This is a genomic window from Mesorhizobium sp. M1088, from assembly GCF_040318575.1.
Classification (GTDB): Bacteria; Pseudomonadota; Alphaproteobacteria; order Rhizobiales; family Rhizobiaceae; genus Mesorhizobium.
Map to the genome: position 1 here is coordinate 62,501 of NZ_JAMYMO010000029.1, position 19,381 is coordinate 81,881.

The following is a 19,381-nucleotide window of genomic DNA, read 5'->3' on the forward strand; positions in this document are numbered from 1 at the left end:
TTGTCGGGTAAGTTCCGACCTGCACGAATGGCGTAACGACTTCCCCGCTGTCTCCAGCATAGACTCAGTGAAATTGAATTCCCCGTGAAGATGCGGGGTTCCTGCGGTTAGACGGAAAGACCCCGTGCACCTTTACTATAGCTTTACATTGGCATTCGTAGTGGCATGTGTAGGATAGGTGGTAGGCTTTGAAACCTGGGCGCCAGCTCAGGTGGAGCCATCCTTGAAATACCACCCTTATCACTATGGATGTCTAACCGCGGCCCGTTATCCGGGTCCGGGACAATGTATGGTGGGTAGTTTGACTGGGGCGGTCGCCTCCTAAAGAGTAACGGAGGCGCGCGATGGTGGGCTCAGAACGGTCGGAAATCGTTCGCTGAGTGCAATGGCATAAGCCTGCCTGACTGCGAGACTGACAAGTCGAGCAGAGACGAAAGTCGGTCATAGTGATCCGGTGGTCCCGCGTGGAAGGGCCATCGCTCAACGGATAAAAGGTACGCCGGGGATAACAGGCTGATGACCCCCAAGAGTCCATATCGACGGGGTTGTTTGGCACCTCGATGTCGACTCATCGCATCCTGGGGCTGGAGCAGGTCCCAAGGGTATGGCTGTTCGCCATTTAAAGCGGTACGTGAGTTGGGTTCAGAACGTCGTGAGACAGTTCGGTCCCTATCTGCCGTGGGTGTAGGAATATTGAAAGGATCTGTCCCTAGTACGAGAGGACCGGGATGGACGGATCTCTGGTGGACCTGTTGTGGCGCCAGCCGCATAGCAGGGTAGCTATATCCGGACGGGATAACCGCTGAAGGCATCTAAGCGGGAAACCCACCTTAAAACGAGTATTCCCTGAGAACCGTGGAAGACGACCACGTTGATAGGCCGGGTGTGGAAGAGCGGCAACGCTTGAAGCTTACCGGTACTAATAGTTCGATCGGCTTGATCGTTCTCATTCCTAATGCCCATTTCTAGTGACAATCCTTGGATTGCGCCGAAATGGATGGCACAGAAAACAGCTTCTCGAGCAACGTGCGTTTTGCCGACCTGGTGGTTATGGCGGAGCGGCTGCACCCGATCCCATTCCGAACTCGGCCGTGAAACGCTCCAGCGCTGATGGTACTTCGTCTCAAGACGCGGGAGAGTAGGTCGCTGCCAGGTCTGCCAAGCGCACGTTGTTTAATCTTCTCCTTACGAACAGGCCCGCCAACGGGACTCCGGGCCGCGAAAGCGGCCCTTTCATTTGGCGGAAGCTTGAATCTGGTGAGCCAAGGCTTACCTTTAGGGTTGACGCGGGGTGGAGCAGCCCGGTAGCTCGTCAGGCTCATAACCTGAAGGTCACAGGTTCAAATCCTGTCCCCGCAACCAAATTCGAAAACGGCCCGCCTTGTGCGGGCCGTTTTCGTATGGGCTGAAGTACGGCGACAGGACACTTAGCATTCCGCGGCCAATTTTTCGCGTATGTGCTCCGATCCACCTCTCATACGTGGGGCGAATGGCCGATCGGGATTTACGACGCGCCAAAAAGGCGCGCTGCCGTCTTAACTGATATGCACCAGGTGCCGCCGCACAGTCACTGGGCAGCAGGCGTCTGCTCCGTATTTTGCCGCGAGCTTACGTCGTAACTCCGCAAGGTCCGACAAGTGGTCAGGTCGTGCAGCCCGGAGCTCGTCAGCGACCATTTTCTCGGTTGGGATCAGCATGCTCTGCGTAAGGGTCTTGCCTTTGCGTCGCGTTTTGACCAGCGGCAATTCGCTCATAATTCACCTCCAGGAACTCCCCTACAGAAGACGAACAAGGATGCCGCAATCCGACAGAATCTCGGATTGATTTGATTGCCGTGGCTCGAAGCCACAGCCATGAACCCACAAAGACGCGTCCGGCCGGACACGTAGCAACCCGGACACTTAGCAACGAAGCCGACACAGCGGGACACCGAGGCAGATACTGTCCGCACGAACTCCCTGCAATGCACACATCAAAATCCCCGCTTGCCTTATGGCGCCGGGGTTTTTGGCTCCGTGCTGCCCAACGGAACGGAACTCTACTTCTTCGCCGACATGGCTCGAGCTGCAGCTCTAACCGGCATCGCGGTTGGTCAAGGCGATGTGGCAGCAGCCGGAACCGTGGCCCGCCGTCCAGGTGACGTTGTCGAAGCGCACTCCGGTGGCCTCGAACAGGCCGCGATCGAAGGCGCCGGCGATGCGGCAGAGCGTGGCGAGCTTCTCGTCGTCGATGCCGGCTTCGACCCAGGCGTCCTTCAGCGGGCAGCGCCTGACCCTGAAGGCGATGCGGTCCGGGCCGCGTTCGACATCGGTCGGATACATGCGGCCGCCATCCGGGCTGACGGCCAGGAACGCCTCGCCGATCGCCGGTGCGTCGTTGGGGCCGAAATCGGCGAAGGCCGCCGCCGCAACCTCCCTGCCTCGCCGTTCGATGGTGCGGATCATGATCGCCTCAGCCTTTTCCGCGCCAACTTCCGCGGTCAGCTCGTCGAGCAACAGACGATAGAGATCGGCACGGTTGCGGAAGGCGGAATCGAGTTCGCGCGACAGTTTTTCGGCTCTGGCTTCGGCGTCGGTCATGATGCGTCCTGTTCGATCCTCGAAAGTCTTGGCGCTGCCGCCACCAGCGCCTTGCCGATCGCGGATTGCGGCGCGTCGATGACGGTGCGGGCATCGCCGCGCTCGGCAATCCGCCCGCCGTCCAGAATGGCGATGCGGTGGGCGATGGCACGGACGACGCCGAGATCGTGCGAAATGAACAGATAGGCGATGCGCTCCTCGCGTTGAAGGTCGAGCAGCAGCCGCAGGATCTGCGCGCGAACCGAAACGTCGAGCGCCGACACGGCCTCGTCGAGCACGACCAGCGACGGTTTCGTGGCGATGGCGCGGGCGATTGCAACGCGCTGGCGTTGGCCGCCGGAAATTTCGTGAATGGCGCGGCCGGCGAGACCGGGGCTGAGGCCGACGCGTTCCAGCAGAGCTGCAATACGGCGCGGGCGCTCGGGGCCAGAGGCAATGTGATGGATGCGCAAGGGGTCGTCGAGCACACGCGCGACTGTGGCGCGTGGGTTCAAGGCGGCGAGCGGATCCTGAAACACCATCTGAAGACGAGTGCGCCGGCCGCGCAAGGCAGCGCCGTTCAGCGACAGGAAATCGCTGCCTTCAAATTCGATACTGCCGGTATCGAATTCGATGAGCCGGAGCACTAGACGAGCTATCGTCGACTTGCCGCTGCCGGAAGGTCCGGCCAGCGCCAGCGTCTCGCCGGGGTCGATGTGGAAGGAGACGTCGTCGACCGCGGCGATGGTCTTGCCGCCGCGACTGTATCGTTTGGTCAGGCCGGAAACGGCGAGCAGTGGGTCGGTCATGTTCGCCGCAACAGCGGCTCGGCGTCGAGGCCGAGATGAGCGTCAAGCAGCACACGAGTGTATGCGTGCCGCGGGGCATTGACGATTTGGGCTGTCGAATCGAGCTCGAGCAGCTCGCCATGCCGGAACACCGCGATGCGCTCTGCAAGCTCAGCGGCCAGCGCAATGTCGTGGCTGATGAACAGCAGCGTCATACCGTCCTCGGCCACCAGTCGCCGGATCAGCCCGACAATCTCGGCCTGCACGATGGTGTCCAGCGCACTGGTCGCCTCGTCGGCGATCAGCAGTTTCGGCCCGGCCGCAATCGCTGCGGCGATCGCCACGCGCTGCTTCTGGCCGCCGGAGAGCTGATGTGGAAACGCGCGCAAAGCGACATCGGGGTCGGGCAGACGGACCCGTTCGAGCAGGGTTTTTGCCTTGGCATAGGCGTCTCGCCAACTGAGGCCGAGATGGGTGTAGGCGACTTCCGCGATCTGCTTGCCTATTGGCATCACCGGATCGAGACTTGCGGATGGGTCCTGGAAAATAAAGCCGATGTCACGGCCACCGATTGGAGCATGGTCGCGAAGACCGGCAGGTGCCTTGGCACCAAACATTGGTGGCGGGCGCAAGAGCCAATCGATACGGCCTTCGATCTTGGCAGTGGCCGGCAGCAGCCCGGCAATGGCTAGCGCCAGCGTGCTCTTGCCGGAACCGCTCTCGCCGATGATGGCAAAGCGCTCGCCGGCGGGGATGTCGAGGCTGACATTCTTTAGCGCCGCCACCTCGGCGCCGTCGCGGCGATAGGTCACCGTCAGACTGCGAATCGAAGCAAGCGCCGTCACGACAGGCTCCTCCTCATCGCCGTGGTCTCGACGACGCCTTCGCCGGTGAGATAGACGCCGAGCACGGTCAGCACGAGCGCTACGCCCGGAATGATCGACAGGAAGGGCGCGGTGCGCAGCACGGCGCGGCCTTCGGCGATCATGCCGCCCCAGGTTACGCGGTTGGGGTCGCCAAGGCCGAGGAAGGACAATGCCGCTTCGGTGAGAATCGCCGCGGCGACGATCACCGACGACAAAGCCATTACCGGCGGCAGCGCATTGGGGAGCACCTCGCGAAAGGCGATCTCCAGCGGATGCATGCCGATGACGCGGGCGCCGGCAACAAAATCGCGCTCGCGGATCGACAGCACTTCGGCCCGCGCCACGCGTGCCGGTCCGGTCCAGGCGCCCAGCGCGATCGCAGCGACGACGACGCCGAGCGACGGCCCGACGATGCTGACGAAAGCCAAAGCCAGCAGAAAGGCTGGGACGGTCTGGAAAGCGTCGGTGATGCGCATCAGCATCTCGTCGACAAGACCGCCGGCAAAGCCGGCCAACGTGCCGATCACGGCACCGACGGCAAGGGCGGCGGCGGCTGCTGCCAGCCCGACCGCCAGCGAGGTGCGGGCGCCATGGAAGAGCTCGGCAAGCACGTCACGGCCGAGGCGGTCGGTGCCGAGTGGCAACGACCAGTCCTGGAACGGCGGCAGCAACGCCGGCCCGGCAATGGCCTGCGGATCGCCGGGAAAGAACAAAGGTGCGGCAAGCGCCACGGCAAACAGCGCCGCCAGGATGACCGCGCCGGCGATCGCTTCCGGGGTCCGGAGAAAGCGGCGAAGCGGGCTCACGCGCCGGCCTCACTGGCGCCGACGCGCGGATCGAGGAAGGCGTAGGCGATGTCGACGAGAAGGTTGATGATGACGACCAGGACGGCGCTGACGAGAATGATGCCGAGCAGTAGTGGGGTATCCCGCGCGGCCACTGCTTCCTGCGCCAGTCGGCCAATGCCTGGCACGGAAAAGACGCTTTCGATGACGACGCTGCCGCCCAGCATTTGCGCCGACTGCAGGCCGAACATGGTGACCAGCGGCAACAGCGCGTTACGGGCGACGTGAGCGAGCACGATGCGACGGCGGGAAAGTCCCCTGGCACGGGCGGCCAGCACAAAGTCCTGCCGCCACACCTCGGCCATGCCGGCGCGCATCATGCGCAGATAGAGCGCGAGATAAATGAAGCCGAGCGCCGAAACCGGCAGGACGAGATGGCGGGCGATGTCGGCGGCGCGATCGAGGCCGCTCTTGGCCGAGGCGATACTCTCGATGCCGCCGATCGGAAACCAGCGCAGGTCGACGGCGAAGACAATGATCAGCACAAGCCCGAGCCAGAAGCCCGGCACGGCATAGAGCGCCAGCGAACCGATGGACAGGAAACGATCGCGGAAGCTGCCGGGACTGGCGCCGACATAGATGCCGAGAGCCGAGCCGAGGCCGAAGGAGAGCGCCGTGGCGCTCCCCATCAACAGCAGCGTGTTGGGCAGGCGCTCGAGGATGACATCGCGGATCGGCCGCGAAAAGCTGACCGATTGGCCGAGATCGAGATGCAGCAGCGCCCAAAGATAATTGGCCAGCCGCGTCAGCTCCGACTGGTCGAGCCCCCAGCGGTGACGCAACAGCTCGATCATGCCGGCGTCGCCGCCGGTCGAGACAATGTAGGCATCGACCGCATCGCCGGGAGCGGCTTCGAGCAACAGGAACGTGCCGATGACGACAATCAGCAGCACGAAGATGCTGCCGACGAGACGGCGGCGAAGGAGGATGACGGCGCGGGTCATGGCGCAACGCCGATAGGAGAGCCAAGTCTTCCGTGCCGCGCTTTACGGCGCCCCCCTCTGTCCTGCCGGACATCTCCCCCACAAGGAGGGAGATTGGCAGTTTCGGCGATGCCGGCCGTCTTGCAACGCTGGAGATTGGCGAAAGCGACAATGACAGCCGATCTCCCCCCTCGTGGGGGAGATGTCCGGCAGGACAGAGGGGGGCGCGAAGGAACTCTCATAGCCGAAGCTGAGCACCCACATAGGCGATGTGCAAGCCTTGAGCCGACCTGCCTAAGCCTCCAGCCAAGTGTCCGCCCAGTTCGATACCGCCCAGCGCGGGTTGTTGGCGATGTTGTTGACCGTATCGCGGGCGACGCTGATGAAACTCCATTCGGCGACGTTGATCAGCGGCAGGTCGGCGGCAACTTTTCTCTGGAACTCCTTGTAGAGTTCGGTGCGGGCGGCGGTGTCGAGCGTCTCCGATGCCTTGGCGATCAGGGCGTCGAGATCGGCATTCTTGTAGCCACCCTGGTTGGAGAAGGGCACGCCGTCGGGAATACCGCTCTGCACCAGGATGGTGGTCGAGATCGCCGGATCGCCGCGGAACACCGGCGGCCCGACCGCAAGGTCGAAGGCGTGGTCGGTGTAAACCGCCTTGATGTGCGCGGCAGAGTCGTTGTTGACCAGCTGGGCGTCGATGCCAATGACGGCGAGCGCCTGGCGCAGATAGTCGCCGAACTGCTTGGTTTCGTTGAAGTAAGGCGCCGGCAGCAATCTCAATGAAAAGCGCTTGCCGTCATCGCCCCGGCTGTAGCCGGCCTCGTCAAGCAAGGCATTGGCCTTGGCGACGTCGAAAGCGTAGGTCGGCACGTCGGCGGTGTAGAATTGCGGGTCGTTTTTCGGCACCGGGCCAGTGGCGGTGGCGGCATAGCCAAGGAATACCGTCTTGACGACGAAATCCTTGTCGATGGCGTGAGCGATCGCCTGGCGTACTTTCAGGTCGGCCAGCTCCTTGCGGCGATGATTGATCTCAACGACGAGCTGGTAGGTCAGCCCTTCATAACCCTTGGTGATCACCTTGAGACCGGGCACTTTGGAGATGCGGTCGAGATCGGCCAGGGGCACGGCGGAGAAGGCGGCGAGCTGGATCTCTTCGGCTTCCAGGGCGCTGGCCGCCGACGTGCGGTCCGGCAGCACCTGATAGATGATCTCGTCGAGATAGGGCTCGTCCTTGCCCCAATAGTCGGTGTTCTTCTCCAGCCGGTAATATTCGCCGGGCTTGTATTCGGCAAATTTGAACGGTCCGGTGCCGACCGGGGCGTTGTTGGCCGGGTTGTCCTCGATCTTTCCGGTCTCGTAGATGTGCTTGGGCACCACGCTGCTCAGCGCCGGCAAGGCGTTGCGGATTAGCTGGAACGGTGTCGGCTTGGCGAATTTGAACACGGCGGTGGTTTCGTCCGGCGTGTCGACCGCCTCCAGATCCTTGAACACGGTGCGGCCGAGATTCTGCAGCGGCTTCCAGACCTGCAACGCCGAGAAGGCGACATCGGCTGAGGTGAATGGCTTCCCATCATGCCATTTGACGCCCTCGCGCAGTTTGAACGTCACCGCCATGCCGTCGGCGGCACCTTCCCAGCTGAGCGCCAGGCGCGGATCGAGCCCGTCCTTGCCGCCGAAGGAGGCCTCGGCCAAGGTTTCCACGATCTTGCTCGAAATGAAGAAGACGCCGTTCGAGGCGACAATCGCCGGATTGAGATTGCGCGGCTCGGAATCGGCAGCGACAACCAGTCGTCCGCCCTTTCTCGGCGTCTGCGCCGAGCCGATCGTCGGCATGGCGGTGGAGGCCAACAGCAACGCCGAACCGGCCAGCATTGTACGTCTGGAAATGGTGAACTCTGGCATGATCGAACTCCGTCCTCTCCGCGGACCCGGCCGGGTCCGCCGTACCCCTCGGACGCTCGTAAGCATCCTGCAAAGCTGATTATGGGCCTTATGCGGGGTTTCGCCAAAGACGGAATTGGCGCATCTCTACGTGGCTTTGAAATTTCCGTCCGCTGGACCAGTTGTACAGAAAACGGTTCGACGCGCGGTTCTAGCAGGACCAGACTGGAGTAAAGTGCAGCAGGTGGAGCAGCTTTTGGGGCTGGTTCGCCCGTTCTGGCTGGACCAGATCGGGCAAAATGATGCAGATTTAAGCACAGCCGAGGTTCAGAGCCGGAAAAGCCGGTGCCGGCGAGCGGCCGGCTAAGGGATTTCAGGGAGAGAGACATGAACATTGCCCCAGGCAAGAATGCCGTCGGCAGCGTGCCGTTCGACCAGGCCAGGGTGGACGGGCTGATGGAGGAGGCCGGCATCGACGTGCTGCTCGCCACCTCCAAGCACAACTCGCAATATCTGCTTGGCGGCTATAAGTTCATCTTCTTCGCTGCTATGGATGCAATCGGCCACAGCCGTTATCTGCCTGTCGTCGTCTATGAGAAAGGTGGGCCGGAGCATGCCGCCTATATCGGCAACCGCATGGAAGGCGGCGAGCACCAGAATCATCCATTCTGGACGCCGACACTGCATGCCGCCTGCTGGGGTACGCTCGATGCCGCCAATCTGGCGGTCGAGCATTTGCGAAAGATCGGCAAGGGCAATGCCCGCATCGGCATCGAGCCCGCCTTCCTGCCGGCCGACGCCTATATGCTGATCCGCAACGCGCTGCCGGATGCCAAGCTGATCGATGCGACTGATATGCTGGAGCGCATGCGGGCAATCAAAACCGAGGCGGAGCTGGAAAAGCTGCGCATCGCTTCGGAGCTGATCACCGATTCCATGCTGGCGACCATCGGCTGGGCACGCGAAGGCACGACAAAGAGCGAGATCATCGAACATCTCAGGCGCGAGGAGACCAATCGCGGCGCGCATTTCGAATATTGCCTGTTAACGCTAGGCTCCAGCCACAACCGCGCAGCCTCGCCGCAGGCGTGGAAACGGGGCGAAGTGATGTCGATCGATTCCGGCGGCAACTACCACGGCTATATCGGCGATCTTTGCCGCATGGGCGTGCTGGGCGACCCTGACGCCGAACTCGAGGATCTGCTGGCCGAGATCGAGACAGTGCAGCAGGCGGCCTTCTCCAAGGTCAAGGCGGGCACGCTGGGCGGTGACATGATTTCTCATGCCGAAGGCGTTCTGAAGAAATCCAAGGTTGCGGCCTATACTGATTTTTTCGCGCATGGCATGGGGCTGATCACGCATGAAGCGCCGTTCCTGATGACCAACCATCCGGTGACATATGAAGGCACCTATGCCGCAAAGCCGCTGGAGAAGAACATGGTGCTTTCGGTCGAGACGACCATGCTCCACCCGACGCGCGGCTTCATCAAGCTGGAGGACACGGTGGCGGTGACCGATGCCGGCTACGTCATGTTCGGCGATCGGGGCCGGGGCTGGAACAGGGGCGGGGGCGGCTTAGGCGCTGGTACCTAGCCCGTTCTTGAGATTACCTCGTTCGAGCAAACAATTGGTCACACCAGCGAGCATTTGCCGATATGGAACGCGAACTGCCCAAGCAGGTCTTTATCGACGGGTGCGAGCAGATCTCCATGGAGTTCGAACCGATTGGGTTCCGCTTTGCGAAAACCGGTCCTCATGCGAGTCGTCGGGCCGGCGACTGGGCATTCAAAATCTCCTTTCAATCAAACTATCTGAACGTCGGCGGCGAGTACGTCGAACTCGTCGTGCATGCGTCGGTCTACAGCAAATGCAATAAAGGAGTGGGACGAGCGAAGCGCTTGGTCCGCCAGTGTCAGCGATTGGGTCGCCGGTGGACAGCTTGGCAATTTGCGAACCCCGCATCATTGGCGGACATGGAACATCGCAAACCCGCATACCCGCCAGGCTGAAATCGCGAACATCGTTGCCAACATCCAAACGACTGTCCTGCCGCTCTTCGAACGTTTCGACGTTCCGCGCAAACTAGCCGAACAGGTCGCATGTTCTGAAGTTCCGGGCTTCATGTTCCCTGAAAATGCTGTTCGATTTGTACTCTGGCAGCTTGGTCCGGAGGCAGCGGAAAACTGTTTGTCCTACTGGGTGGCGCGCTTACCTTCGCCGGATGCTTTCCGATCAGAGCGCGATGTCCCCACTTTGCCGGATAGGCTCGCTCTGGGAAGCGATACTAACAACCTAGCAAGGGTCGCTCGTGCGATGAAGATTGGCCTCAGCCTGTGACATTATCTGCCCGGCGGGATCAACCTGAAATCCGGCAACTCCCGCAATGCCAGTTCCGGCCCTGCCGGCGAATAGACGACGAAAAGCTGCATGGCCGCATCGCCGGTATTGAGCGTCGAGTGGAAGCGGCTTTCCGGCACATAGATGGTGCAGCCGGGGCCGACTTTCTCGACGACCGGGTTGCCTTTCTCGTCTTCGACCATCTGCTCGCCATTGCCTGAGATGACAAAGATGATCTCCTCCGCACCCGGATGGTTATGACGCGTATGGCCTTTGCCTGACGGTAGGTCGACGACACCACCGGAAAATCGCTTTGCGCCGTTCACTTCGGGAGCGACCGTCAGCGACAGCCTGCCCCAGTCGAAGCCGAAGGCGCTGACGTCTTTTGGATATACGAATACCTTGCTGTTCTCCGTCATCGTTCCACCCTTCTGTTTGCTGGTCTCTACGCAGCGCCGAACGTGACCGCCTTGAAATCCGCCGTCTGCCTGGCGATTGAGGCTTCCGCCGGCAGCCGCTCCATCGAACTGGCGCCATAGAACCCGTGCAGGCCCTTGCAGCGCTCGAGAACATATCTGGCGTCGTCCGGCATCGAGATCGGCCCGCCATGGCAAAGCAGGATCATATCCTCGCGCACTGAGCGTGCCGCTTTGGCGATGGCGTCGATCTCGCTCACACAGTCGTCCAGCGATTTAGCCGATGTCGCGCCAATCGAGCCGCCGGTGGTCACCCCCATATGGGCGACGACGATGTCGGCGCCAGCTGTCGTCATGGCGCGCGCCTCGTCTGCGTTGAAGACATAGGGCGTGGTCAACAGGTCGAGTTTGTGAGCCTCGGCGATCATGTCGACCTCGAGCCCGAAGCCCATGCCGGTTTCTTCAAAACTCTGCCGCATCTGGCCGTCGAACAGGCCGATAGTCGGAAAGTTCTGCACACCGGAAAAACCCATCGTCTTCAACTCGGCCAAAAGCAGCGGCATGATGACGAAGGGATCGGTGCCGTTGACGCCGGCCAGCACCGGCGTCTTCTTCACTACCGGCAGCACTTCGTAGGCCATTTCCTTGACGATCTCGTTGGCGTTGCCATAGGCGAGCAGGCCGGCGGCCGAGCCGCGCCCGGCCATGCGGTAGCGGCCCGAATTGTAGATGATGATCAGGTCGATGCCGCCGGCTTCCTCTGCCTTGGCCGACAGGCCGGTGCCGGCACCGCCGCCGACGATCGGCACGCCGTCCGCGATCATCTTGCGGAATTTCTCCAGGATTTTCTTGCGCGGTATGGCGGCCATGTCTTGGTGTCTCACTGTCTGGCGATGTCGAGGAAGGCCGTTGTGGCAGCCCAGGCGAATTCGGGGTCGTTGATATGAAGCGGCAAACGCAGCACGCGCCGCGTTTTGGCGGGTTTGATGGTACGCTCGATCGCCTCGAACAAAGCGGCATCGGCTTCAGGGTCGAAGAAGGCGCCGCCTTCAATGTCGAGCGCCGACACGCCTTTCTCCGGAATGAGGAAACGAACCGGACCCTGGCAGAGGCTCAGCCTTGTACCGATCCATTCGCCGATCGTTCTGCTTTCGTCGGCAGTGGTGCGCATCAGTGTGACGTTTGGATTGTGCTCATAGAACAGCCGGCCGCGATAGCGTTCCGGAATTGTCGGCGGCGCCCAGAAATTGACCATGTCGAGCGCGCCGACCGAGCCGACATAAGGCAGCCCGGTGCGGGCGATGGCGCCAAAGCGATCCTCGGTCGCCGGCAGCACGCCGCCAAACAGCAAGTCGCAGACTTCGGTCGTTGTGATGTCGATGACGCCGGACAACAGGCCGCTGTCGGCCAATTTTTCCATGGTGCGGCCGCCGGTGCCGGTGGCATGAAAGACCATGCAGTCATAAGTCGAACGAAGCTCATCGGCGATCGCGGTCACGCATGGCGTGGTGACGCCGAACATGGTGAGGCCGAGCGACGGTTTGCCGTCGGGCGGCGGCGCCGGCTTTGTCGCCATGCCTGATATCGCCTGGGCGGCATTGTGCAGCACGACACGCGAAAGCCGGTTGAGGCCGGCCATGTCGGTCACCGACGGCATCATGACGATGTCGGAGACGTCGACGTAAGGCGCGGTGTCACCCGAGGCCAACGTCGAAACCATGATCTTGGGCAGACCGAGCGGCAGCGTGCGCATGCCTGCGGTGATGATCGAAGTGCCGCCACCGCCGCCAATGCCGATAATCCCGGCAATATCGCTGCGCGACTGGACAAACCGGGCAAAGGCGGCAGCCATCGCCGCCACCGCGGTGCCGCGATCGTCGACGCCGAGTACGGCATTGCGACCCTCGGAATGGTGGCTGGCGACCTCGTCTGCCGAAACATCGACCGGCACGGTCGCGCCGCGTGTTCCGATGTCGACACGGGCAATCGAAGCGCCGGTAGCGGCGACCGCATCGGCCAGAAACGCGAGTTCCTCGCCCTTGGTGTCGGCGGTGCCCACCACATAGATGCGCTTCATCGCGTTTCCCCGGTCTTGGGCGTGTTCGGCGCTGCCGCCCCTTTTTGTCCGGCCGTTCGGCGGCGCGAAGGACCATTGCAATTTTTTGAGACACGCGTATCGTATTGACATGAATGTCTCACGTCAACAGGCGGCAATCGACGACGATGCCAGCCAAGGGCCGAACCCCCAGGTAGAGCGCGGGGCCCGCGCGCGCACCAGGCGTCTCATGCTGGAGACGGCGACAAAGCTGATGCAGGCGGGCGCCACGCCCTCCGTCAGCGAGGTGGCGGAGGCAGCGGAGGTCTCGCGCGCCACCGCCTATCGGTATTTTCCGAGCCAGGCGGCGTTGGTGCAGGCGGTGGTCGATGAGGGGCTTGGGCCGATCCTTACGTGGAAATCGAGCTCTGCCGATCCCGAGCGCCGGGTCGCCGAGCTGTTCGAGACCGCCATGCCGCGCATCGAGGTCTTCGAAGCGACGTTCAAGGCGGCGCTGAAACTGTCGCTCGACCAGTGGGCGCAGCGACAGGCAGGCACGCTTGACGGCGAACCTGCCTTCACCCGCGGCCATCGCGTCGATCTCTTGAAAGATGCGATCGCGCCACTCAAAGGCCGGTTGCCGCCGCGCGAATTCAAGCGGCTCGCGCAGGCGCTGTCATTGATCTTCGGTGTTGAGGTGCTGATCGTTTTAAAGGATATATGGGGATTGGATAGCCGCAGTATGATGTCGGTTGCGCAATGGGCGGCCGGCGCTCTTGTGCGCGCGGCTATGACCGAATCGATGATTGAAGGAGATGGGATCGCGCCGACGACCGCCGTGAGATGACGCCAATCTGGTTCGACCAGATTTTCAACCTGGCTATTCATGCTACTAGCGATGCAGCGGCCCAAGTAAGGCATTCATGTATCAAGGAGTAGGAAAATTCAGGGAAAACAGGCAGATATCGCAGAAGCCAACTTGTCTGCGTGTCCGCCACCGTCCAAGAAAGGGCTTGACGTTCCTCTTAAATTGGTAATACCAGATCAGGACAAATAAAGCGGATCAAAGGTGAAGGCTGAGATCCGTTTCGGTCGAGCGAGGAGGCTCACAGACCGAAACGGTGCCGTCACGGGAGGACTACCAGGGCCGGCCTCGATGCCGGTTCTCATGAACGGTAGAATGCGCACAAGGGAGGAAATCATTATGCGCAAGACAATGACCAGCTTGCTTGCTGGTATCGGCCTAGTGCTCGCCTGCGGAACGTCCGTCTACGCGCAGGAAAAGGAACTTACAATCTTCTGGGCGGAATGGGATCCGGCCAATTACCTGCAGGAACTCGGCAACGAGTACGAGAAGGAAACCGGCGTCAAGATCACGGTGGAAACCACACCGTGGCCCGACTTCCAGACCAAGGCCTTCACCGAGTTCAACGCCCATGGCGACGCCTACGATATGGTCGTCGGCGACTCGCAATGGCTTGGTGCTGGCTCGACCGGTGGCCACTATGTCGACCTGACCGACTTCTTCAACAAGCACAAGGTCGGTGAAGTGATGGCACCGGCCACGGTGAAATACTATGCCGAATATCCGGGCGGCAGCAGCAAGTACTGGGCCATTCCGCTCGAAGGCGACGCCGTCGGCTGGTCCTATCGCAAGGACTGGTTCGAAGACCCCAAGGAAAAGGAAGCCTTCAAGGCCAAGTATGGCTACGATCTCGACGTGCCGAAGGATTTCAAGGCGCTACGCGACATCGCCGAATTCTTCTACCGGCCGGACCAGAAAAAATACGGCATCGCCATCTACACCGACAATTCTTATGACGCGATGGCGATGGGCTTCGAAAACGCGCTGTTCTCCTTTGGCGGCGAGCTGGGTGACTATAAGACCTACAAGGTCGATGGCTTCATCAACTCCGACAAGGCGATCGCGGCGCTCGACGCCTACAAGGAACTCTACAAGTTCACGCCTCCGGGCTGGGCCAAGTCGTTCTTCGTCGAGGACAACCAGGCGATCACTGAAAACCTAGCCGCGATGAGCATGAACTACTTCGCGTTCTTCCCCTCGTTGATCAACGAGGCGTCGAACCCGAACGCCAAGAACACCGGCTTCTTCGCCAATCCAGCCGGACCTGGCGGCGACCAGTTCGCCGCACTCGGCGGTCAGGGCATCTCCATCGTTTCCTACTCGCAGAAGCAGGAAGAGGCGACGAAGTTCCTGGAATGGTTCATCAAGGACGAGACCCAGAAGAAATGGGCAGCGCTTGGCGGCTACACCTGCAGTGCCGCCGTGCTCAAGTCGCCTGAATTCCAGAACGCCACGCCCTACAACAAGGCGTTCTACGAGACCATGTTCAAGGTCAAGGACTTCTGGGCGGTTCCGGAATACGCGGAACTGCTGCAGCAGCTTAACCAGCGCATCTATCCTTACATGATCGGCGGCGAAGGCACCGCCAAGGAGACGCTGGACGCACTGGCAGCCGACTGGAACGCGACCTTCAAGAAATACGGCCGCGGCCAATAAGCATGAAGTTTCACGGAGGGGGCGTTCGTGCCTCCTCCGTTTCTTTTTCTGATTCTTGAACCGGGAGCAGGGTCTTGGCGACCACGATGATCACCACGCTGGACAGGTCCTCGCGGGCCGCCGCTCGCGGTCTAAGCGACATTTCGATCCGCAATCTCTTCATCATCCCGACGATCCTGTTTCTGATCGTCTTCAACATCTTCCCGCTGATCTATTCGCTGGGCTATTCGTTCACCGATTTCCGCGCCTCGACCAGCGCGGCGGCGAATTTCGTCGGGCTGCAAAACTATCGCGACCTGCTCAGCGATCCCTATGTCTGGTCCAACTTCGCCATCACCGCAAAATACGTCATCATCTCGGTCGCCGGCCAGCTGCTCGTCGGCTTCGGCGTGGCCATGCTGCTCAATCGCGACATTCCGCTCAAGGGCCTGCTGACGACGCTCCTGTTGTTGCCGATGATGCTGTCGATGGCCGTCGTCGGCCTGTTCTGGAAGCTGCTCTACGATCCGTCCTTCGGCATCATCAATTATGCGCTCGGCCTCGGCACCTTCGAATGGCTGTCGAATCCGAAAATGGCGCTCTATGCGGTTGCGCTGACCGACATCTGGATGTGGTCGCCCTTCGTCATGCTGTTGTCGCTGGCCGGCCTGTCGGCCGTGCCCAAGCATCTCTACGAGGCAGCCGCGATCGACAGGGCCGGACCATTCTACACCTTCTTCCGCATAACACTGCCGCTGGTTGCGCCGATCCTGATGATCGCGGTCATCTTCCGCACCATGGAGGCGTTCAAGACCTTCGACCTCGCCTACATCCTGACCAGCCAGCCGACGGCCGAGCTGATCTCGATCCGGCTCTACAAGATGGCGTTCCAGGAATGGCAGACCGGGCGTTCCTGCGCGCTCGCCTACATCGTGCTGATCATGGTGCTGGCGATCACCAACATCTATGTCAAATACCTCAACAAGGTGAAGGAGCGCTGAGATGGCCGCAGTCCGCACTTCTTCCGAAATCACCTTCAACCGGGTCGCCATCGTCGCTGTCCTGCTGGTGACGATCATCTTCCTGGCGCCGATCTACTGGATCGCCTCGACGGCGTTCAAGCCGCGCAACCTCGCCACCACCATTCCGCCGACGGTGGTTTTCCAGCCGGAGATATCGCCCTTCGTCAAGTTGTTTACCAAGCGTTCGCAGCTGCGCAGCCCGCCGTCGCCGGAGGAGTACGCGGCTGCGCCGTGGTGGGAGCGCGTCGTTTTCAATGGGGGCGAAAAGATCGTGCGCGACGGCAAGGGCCAGGTGCAGTGGTCGGGCTATCCGAGCCGTTTCATGAACTCACTGATCGTTGCCATAACCTCGACCGTCCTGGCCGTCGGCATGGGCACCTTCACCGCCTATGGGTTCTCGCGCTTCAAGGTAAAAGGCGAGGCGGACCTACTGTTCTTCATCCTGTCGACACGCATGCTGCCGCCGGTGGTCGTTGCCATTCCGATGTTCCTGATGTACCGGGCGGTCGGCCTCAACGATTCCCATATCGGCCTGATCATCCTTTACACCGCCTTCAACCTGTCCTTCTCGGTGTGGCTGATGAAAGGCTTCATGGACGAGATCCCCAAGGAGTATGAGGAGGCGGCCCTCGTCGACGGCTATACGCGCATGGAGGCCTTCTTCAAGATCGTGCTGCCCGAGGCCGCCACCGGCATCGCCGCCACCGCCGTGTTCTGCTTTATCACGGCGTGGAACGAATATGCCTTCGCACTGATCATGACCAGCCGCCGTGCCCAGACAGCACCGCCCTTCATCCCCAGCCAGGTCGGTTCCGGCCTGCCGGACTGGACGGTGATTGCCGCCGGAACCTTCCTGTTCCTGCTGCCGGTCGCGATCTTCACCTTCCTGCTCCGCAACCACCTGTTGCGCGGCATGTCGTTTGGAGCGATCCGCAAATGAGCTTTCGCGACATCAACCAGAAATATCTCGAACCGGGCAGCCAGGTGCTGATGGTGCTCGGTATCATCGCGCTCTGCCAGCCGTGGAACATGCTGCTGCACAGCTATGGCGTGACCATCATCCTGATCGGCCTGATCGGCTTCAACATCACCTCCAAGATCGCGCCGGAGGAGAAGGCCGGCACCGGGCAAGGGGCAAATCCGGGGGCACAGCATTGACCCAGATCGAGCTTCGAGGCATCCAGAAATATTTCGGCGCCGTCCAGGTCATCAAAGACCTCAACCTGAAGATCGACGACAACGAGTTCATCGTGCTGCTCGGCCAGTCGGGCTGCGGGAAGACGACGACGCTCAGGGCGATTGCCGGGCTGGAGACGATCGACGGCGGCGACATCCTCATCGACGGCAAGCCGGTCCAGCACCTCAAGGCCGCCGATCGCGATATCGCCATGGTCTTCCAGTCGTTCTCGCTCTATCCGCATATGAGCGTCTATGAGAACATCGCCTTTCCGCTCAGGGCGACGCGCAAGAGCAACGCCGAGATCGACAGCGAGGTGCGCTCGGTCGCCAAGACGCTGCAGATCAGCGATCTCCTCGCCAAGAAACCGTCGGCGCTGTCGGGCGGCGACATGCAGCGCGTGGCGATCGGCCGAGCCTTGGTGCGGCGGCCGAAGGCGATGCTGATGGACGAGCCGATCGGGGCGCTCGATGCCAAGCTGCGCGAGGAGATGCGGGCCGAGATCAAGCGGCTGCACATCAAGCAGGGCTCGACCAGCATCTACGTCACCCACGACCAGATCGAGGCGATGAGCCTCGCCGACCGCATCGTCATCATGCATGAAGGTGTGCTCCAGCAGGTCGGCTCGCCGGACGAGGTCTATTCGCATCCGGCGAATCTTTTCGTCGCGCAATTTGTAGGCAGCCCGGTGATGAACGTCGCCGACACTTCGGTGACCGAGAAAGCCTCATCGGCCTCGGTCACGGTCGGCGATGCGGCCGCCGGTTTCGAATTCCCGCGCGCTTTGCTGTCGAAGCTCAACGGCCATGCCGGCAGCCAACTCGCGCTCGGCATCCGGCCGGAAGGCGTCCTCGTCCGCCGCGAAGCCGCCGAGGGATTCTTGCCGGTGGAGACGCAGATCGTCGAGCCGCTCGGGTCCTTCGACATCGTCGACCTCAAGGTCGGCTCCAAGATGCTGCGTGCGCGCACCAAGAGCGGCTTCATCGGCGGCCCCGGCGAAAGAGTCTTCGTCAGAATCGATCCCAGCCAGGCGCATTTCTTCGACACGGCGAGCGGCAAATCGCTGGGAGTGAGACTCTGATGGCCCACATCCAGCTCAAGAACATCTCGAAGAAATTCGGCAACCACACCGCCTTGACCGGGCTCGATCTCGACATCGCCGATGGCGAGTTCTTCGTTCTGCTTGGCGAGACCGGCGCCGGCAAGACGACGACGCTGCGCATGATTGCCGGCCTGGAAAAACCGAGCGAAGGCCAGGTCTTCATCGACGGCGTCGATGTCGCCGATTGGGGCGCGGCGGAGCGCGACGTGGCGCTGGTGCTGCAGCAATATTCACTCTACCCGCGCTATACCGTACGCCAAAACCTCGAATTTCCGCTGAAGCCGAAAATCCGCCGGCTGCCCGATGCCGAGATCAAGGATCGCGTCGACCGCGCCGCCAGGACGCTGCGGATCGAGCATCTACTCGACCGCAAGACCGACCGGCTTTCAGGCGGCGAGATGCAGCGCGTCTCGATCGGCCGCGCCATCGTGCGCAAGCCGAGGGTATTCCTGATGGATGAGCCGTTGTCGGCGCTCGACGCCAAATTGCGCGAAGCGCTGCGCATCGAATTGAAGAACCTGCAGATGCAGCTTGGCGCCACCTTCCTGTTCGTGACGCACGATCAGATCGAGGCGATGTCGATGGGTGACAAGGTCGGCGTGCTCAACCATGGCCGCATCGTCCAGACCGGCACGCCGTACGAGATCTACAACAATCCGCGCGACACCTACGTGGCAAGCTTCGTCGGCTCGCCGCCGATGAACCTCATCGACGGCAAGCTTGTCAACGGACGTGCGGTGATGGCACCGCTGAATTTCGAATTGCCGTTTTCGGGGGGTGCCAAGACTTCGGGGGGGCTAAAGACGGGCGCGGGGGGCCCCGGAGGGCCCCACCGAGAGGGGGGTAGTCCGCGATCCGGCTTTAAAGACGAACCCGCCCCCGGGGCCGGGGGGGGGGGCGCAGAAGTTGACCCTAGGCGGGTAAAAAT

General features: G+C 61.6%; 18 protein-coding genes, 1 tRNA gene, 2 rRNA genes and 1 pseudogene (1 of these 22 only partly in view). 12 read left to right on the forward strand and 10 right to left on the reverse strand.

What is annotated here, in order from left to right; all coding sequences use genetic code 11:
- From NKH49_RS25315 to NKH49_RS25325, 3 genes are all read left to right on the forward strand, one after another.
- Positions 1–944 (forward strand): 23S ribosomal RNA (locus tag NKH49_RS25315); it begins 1,855 nt to the left of the window's first position.
- Between the two features lie 96 nt (positions 945–1,040).
- Positions 1,041–1,155: ribosomal RNA gene (rrf, locus tag NKH49_RS25320) — 5S ribosomal RNA — on the forward strand.
- A 130-nt stretch (positions 1,156–1,285) separates the two neighbouring features.
- A tRNA-Met gene (locus tag NKH49_RS25325) sits at positions 1,286–1,362 on the forward strand.
- Positions 1,363–1,427: 65 nt separating this feature from the next.
- On the opposite strand, the pseudogene NKH49_RS25330 reads toward NKH49_RS25325, so the two are convergent.
- The 7 genes and pseudogenes from NKH49_RS25330 to NKH49_RS25360 form a co-directional block, all read right to left on the reverse strand.
- Positions 1,428–1,754: pseudogene (locus NKH49_RS25330) on the reverse strand (hypothetical protein).
- A 318-nt stretch (positions 1,755–2,072) separates the two neighbouring features.
- A complete protein-coding gene (locus NKH49_RS25335) occupies positions 2,073–2,579 on the reverse strand; it encodes an L-2-amino-thiazoline-4-carboxylic acid hydrolase (RefSeq protein ID WP_352474855.1) in 507 nt (168 codons plus the stop codon).
- Positions 2,576–3,367, reverse strand: a complete 792-nt coding sequence (locus NKH49_RS25340; RefSeq protein WP_352448413.1) for an ATP-binding cassette domain-containing protein — start codon at positions 3,365–3,367, stop codon at positions 2,576–2,578. The genes NKH49_RS25335 and NKH49_RS25340 overlap by 4 nt, the downstream gene beginning before the upstream one ends.
- Positions 3,364–4,191, reverse strand: a complete 828-nt coding sequence (locus tag NKH49_RS25345) for an ABC transporter ATP-binding protein (protein ID WP_352539471.1) — start codon at positions 4,189–4,191, stop codon at positions 3,364–3,366. The genes NKH49_RS25340 and NKH49_RS25345 overlap by 4 nt, the downstream gene beginning before the upstream one ends.
- A complete protein-coding gene (locus NKH49_RS25350; protein WP_352618507.1) occupies positions 4,188–5,018 on the reverse strand; it encodes an ABC transporter permease in 831 nt (276 codons plus the stop codon). The genes NKH49_RS25345 and NKH49_RS25350 overlap by 4 nt, the downstream gene beginning before the upstream one ends.
- Positions 5,015–6,001 (reverse strand): ABC transporter permease, encoded by a 987-nt coding sequence (locus NKH49_RS25355; RefSeq protein ID WP_352618510.1) that lies wholly within the window; start codon positions 5,999–6,001, stop codon positions 5,015–5,017. The genes NKH49_RS25350 and NKH49_RS25355 overlap by 4 nt, the downstream gene beginning before the upstream one ends.
- Positions 6,002–6,274: 273 nt before the next feature.
- Positions 6,275–7,885, reverse strand: a complete 1,611-nt coding sequence (locus NKH49_RS25360) for an ABC transporter substrate-binding protein (RefSeq protein ID WP_352618513.1) — start codon at positions 7,883–7,885, stop codon at positions 6,275–6,277.
- A 366-nt stretch (positions 7,886–8,251) separates the two neighbouring features.
- Here NKH49_RS25360 and NKH49_RS25365 point away from each other — a divergent pair, with 366 nt between their 5' ends.
- Positions 8,252–9,457, forward strand: coding sequence for a M24 family metallopeptidase (locus NKH49_RS25365; RefSeq protein WP_352618516.1), 1,206 nt, complete (start codon positions 8,252–8,254; stop codon positions 9,455–9,457).
- 62 nt (positions 9,458–9,519) lie between these two features.
- The gene (locus NKH49_RS25370; protein WP_352618518.1) at positions 9,520–9,873 is read left to right on the forward strand and encodes a hypothetical protein; all 354 of its coding nucleotides are present in this window, start codon (positions 9,520–9,522) and stop codon (positions 9,871–9,873) included.
- A 330-nt stretch (positions 9,874–10,203) separates the two neighbouring features.
- Here the strand turns inward: NKH49_RS25370 and NKH49_RS25375 are convergent, their stop codons facing one another.
- Genes NKH49_RS25375 through NKH49_RS25385 form a run of 3 tightly spaced genes read right to left on the reverse strand, consistent with a single transcriptional unit; the run spans position 10,204 to position 12,694 of the window.
- A complete protein-coding gene (locus NKH49_RS25375; protein WP_352539467.1) occupies positions 10,204–10,620 on the reverse strand; it encodes a cupin domain-containing protein in 417 nt (138 codons plus the stop codon).
- Positions 10,621–10,646: 26 nt separating this feature from the next.
- On the reverse strand, positions 10,647–11,486 hold the full coding sequence (locus NKH49_RS25380) for a phosphoenolpyruvate hydrolase family protein (RefSeq protein WP_352474864.1): 840 nt from the start codon (positions 11,484–11,486) through the stop codon (positions 10,647–10,649).
- A gap of 11 nt (positions 11,487–11,497) precedes the next feature.
- Positions 11,498–12,694 (reverse strand): Tm-1-like ATP-binding domain-containing protein, encoded by a 1,197-nt coding sequence (locus NKH49_RS25385; protein ID WP_352503237.1) that lies wholly within the window; start codon positions 12,692–12,694, stop codon positions 11,498–11,500.
- Positions 12,695–12,803: 109 nt separating this feature from the next.
- Here NKH49_RS25385 and NKH49_RS25390 point away from each other — a divergent pair, with 109 nt between their 5' ends.
- The 7 genes from NKH49_RS25390 to NKH49_RS25420 all read left to right on the forward strand — a co-directional run.
- Positions 12,804–13,499 carry a TetR/AcrR family transcriptional regulator gene (locus NKH49_RS25390; RefSeq protein ID WP_502893839.1) on the forward strand — a complete coding sequence of 232 codons (696 nt, stop codon included), beginning with the start codon at positions 12,804–12,806 and terminating at the stop codon, positions 13,497–13,499.
- Between the two features lie 357 nt (positions 13,500–13,856).
- A complete protein-coding gene (locus tag NKH49_RS25395; RefSeq protein WP_352448404.1) occupies positions 13,857–15,173 on the forward strand; it encodes an ABC transporter substrate-binding protein in 1,317 nt (438 codons plus the stop codon).
- Positions 15,174–15,247: 74 nt separating this feature from the next.
- A complete protein-coding gene (locus tag NKH49_RS25400) occupies positions 15,248–16,153 on the forward strand; it encodes a carbohydrate ABC transporter permease (RefSeq protein WP_254816733.1) in 906 nt (301 codons plus the stop codon).
- 1 nt (position 16,154) lies between these two features.
- Entirely contained in the window at positions 16,155–17,114 is a 960-nt protein-coding gene (locus tag NKH49_RS25405) for a carbohydrate ABC transporter permease (RefSeq protein WP_292661213.1), read from the forward strand.
- Entirely contained in the window at positions 17,111–17,332 is a 222-nt protein-coding gene (locus tag NKH49_RS25410) for a hypothetical protein (protein ID WP_023675179.1), read from the forward strand. Before NKH49_RS25405 ends, NKH49_RS25410 begins: the two co-directional genes overlap by 4 nt.
- The gene (locus tag NKH49_RS25415) at positions 17,329–18,432 is read left to right on the forward strand and encodes an ABC transporter ATP-binding protein (RefSeq protein WP_352618524.1); all 1,104 of its coding nucleotides are present in this window, start codon (positions 17,329–17,331) and stop codon (positions 18,430–18,432) included. Before NKH49_RS25410 ends, NKH49_RS25415 begins: the two co-directional genes overlap by 4 nt.
- Positions 18,432–19,381 (forward strand): ABC transporter ATP-binding protein (locus NKH49_RS25420; protein ID WP_352928401.1); only part of this gene is annotated, 950 nt, incomplete at its 3' end. The genes NKH49_RS25415 and NKH49_RS25420, both read left to right, overlap by 1 nt.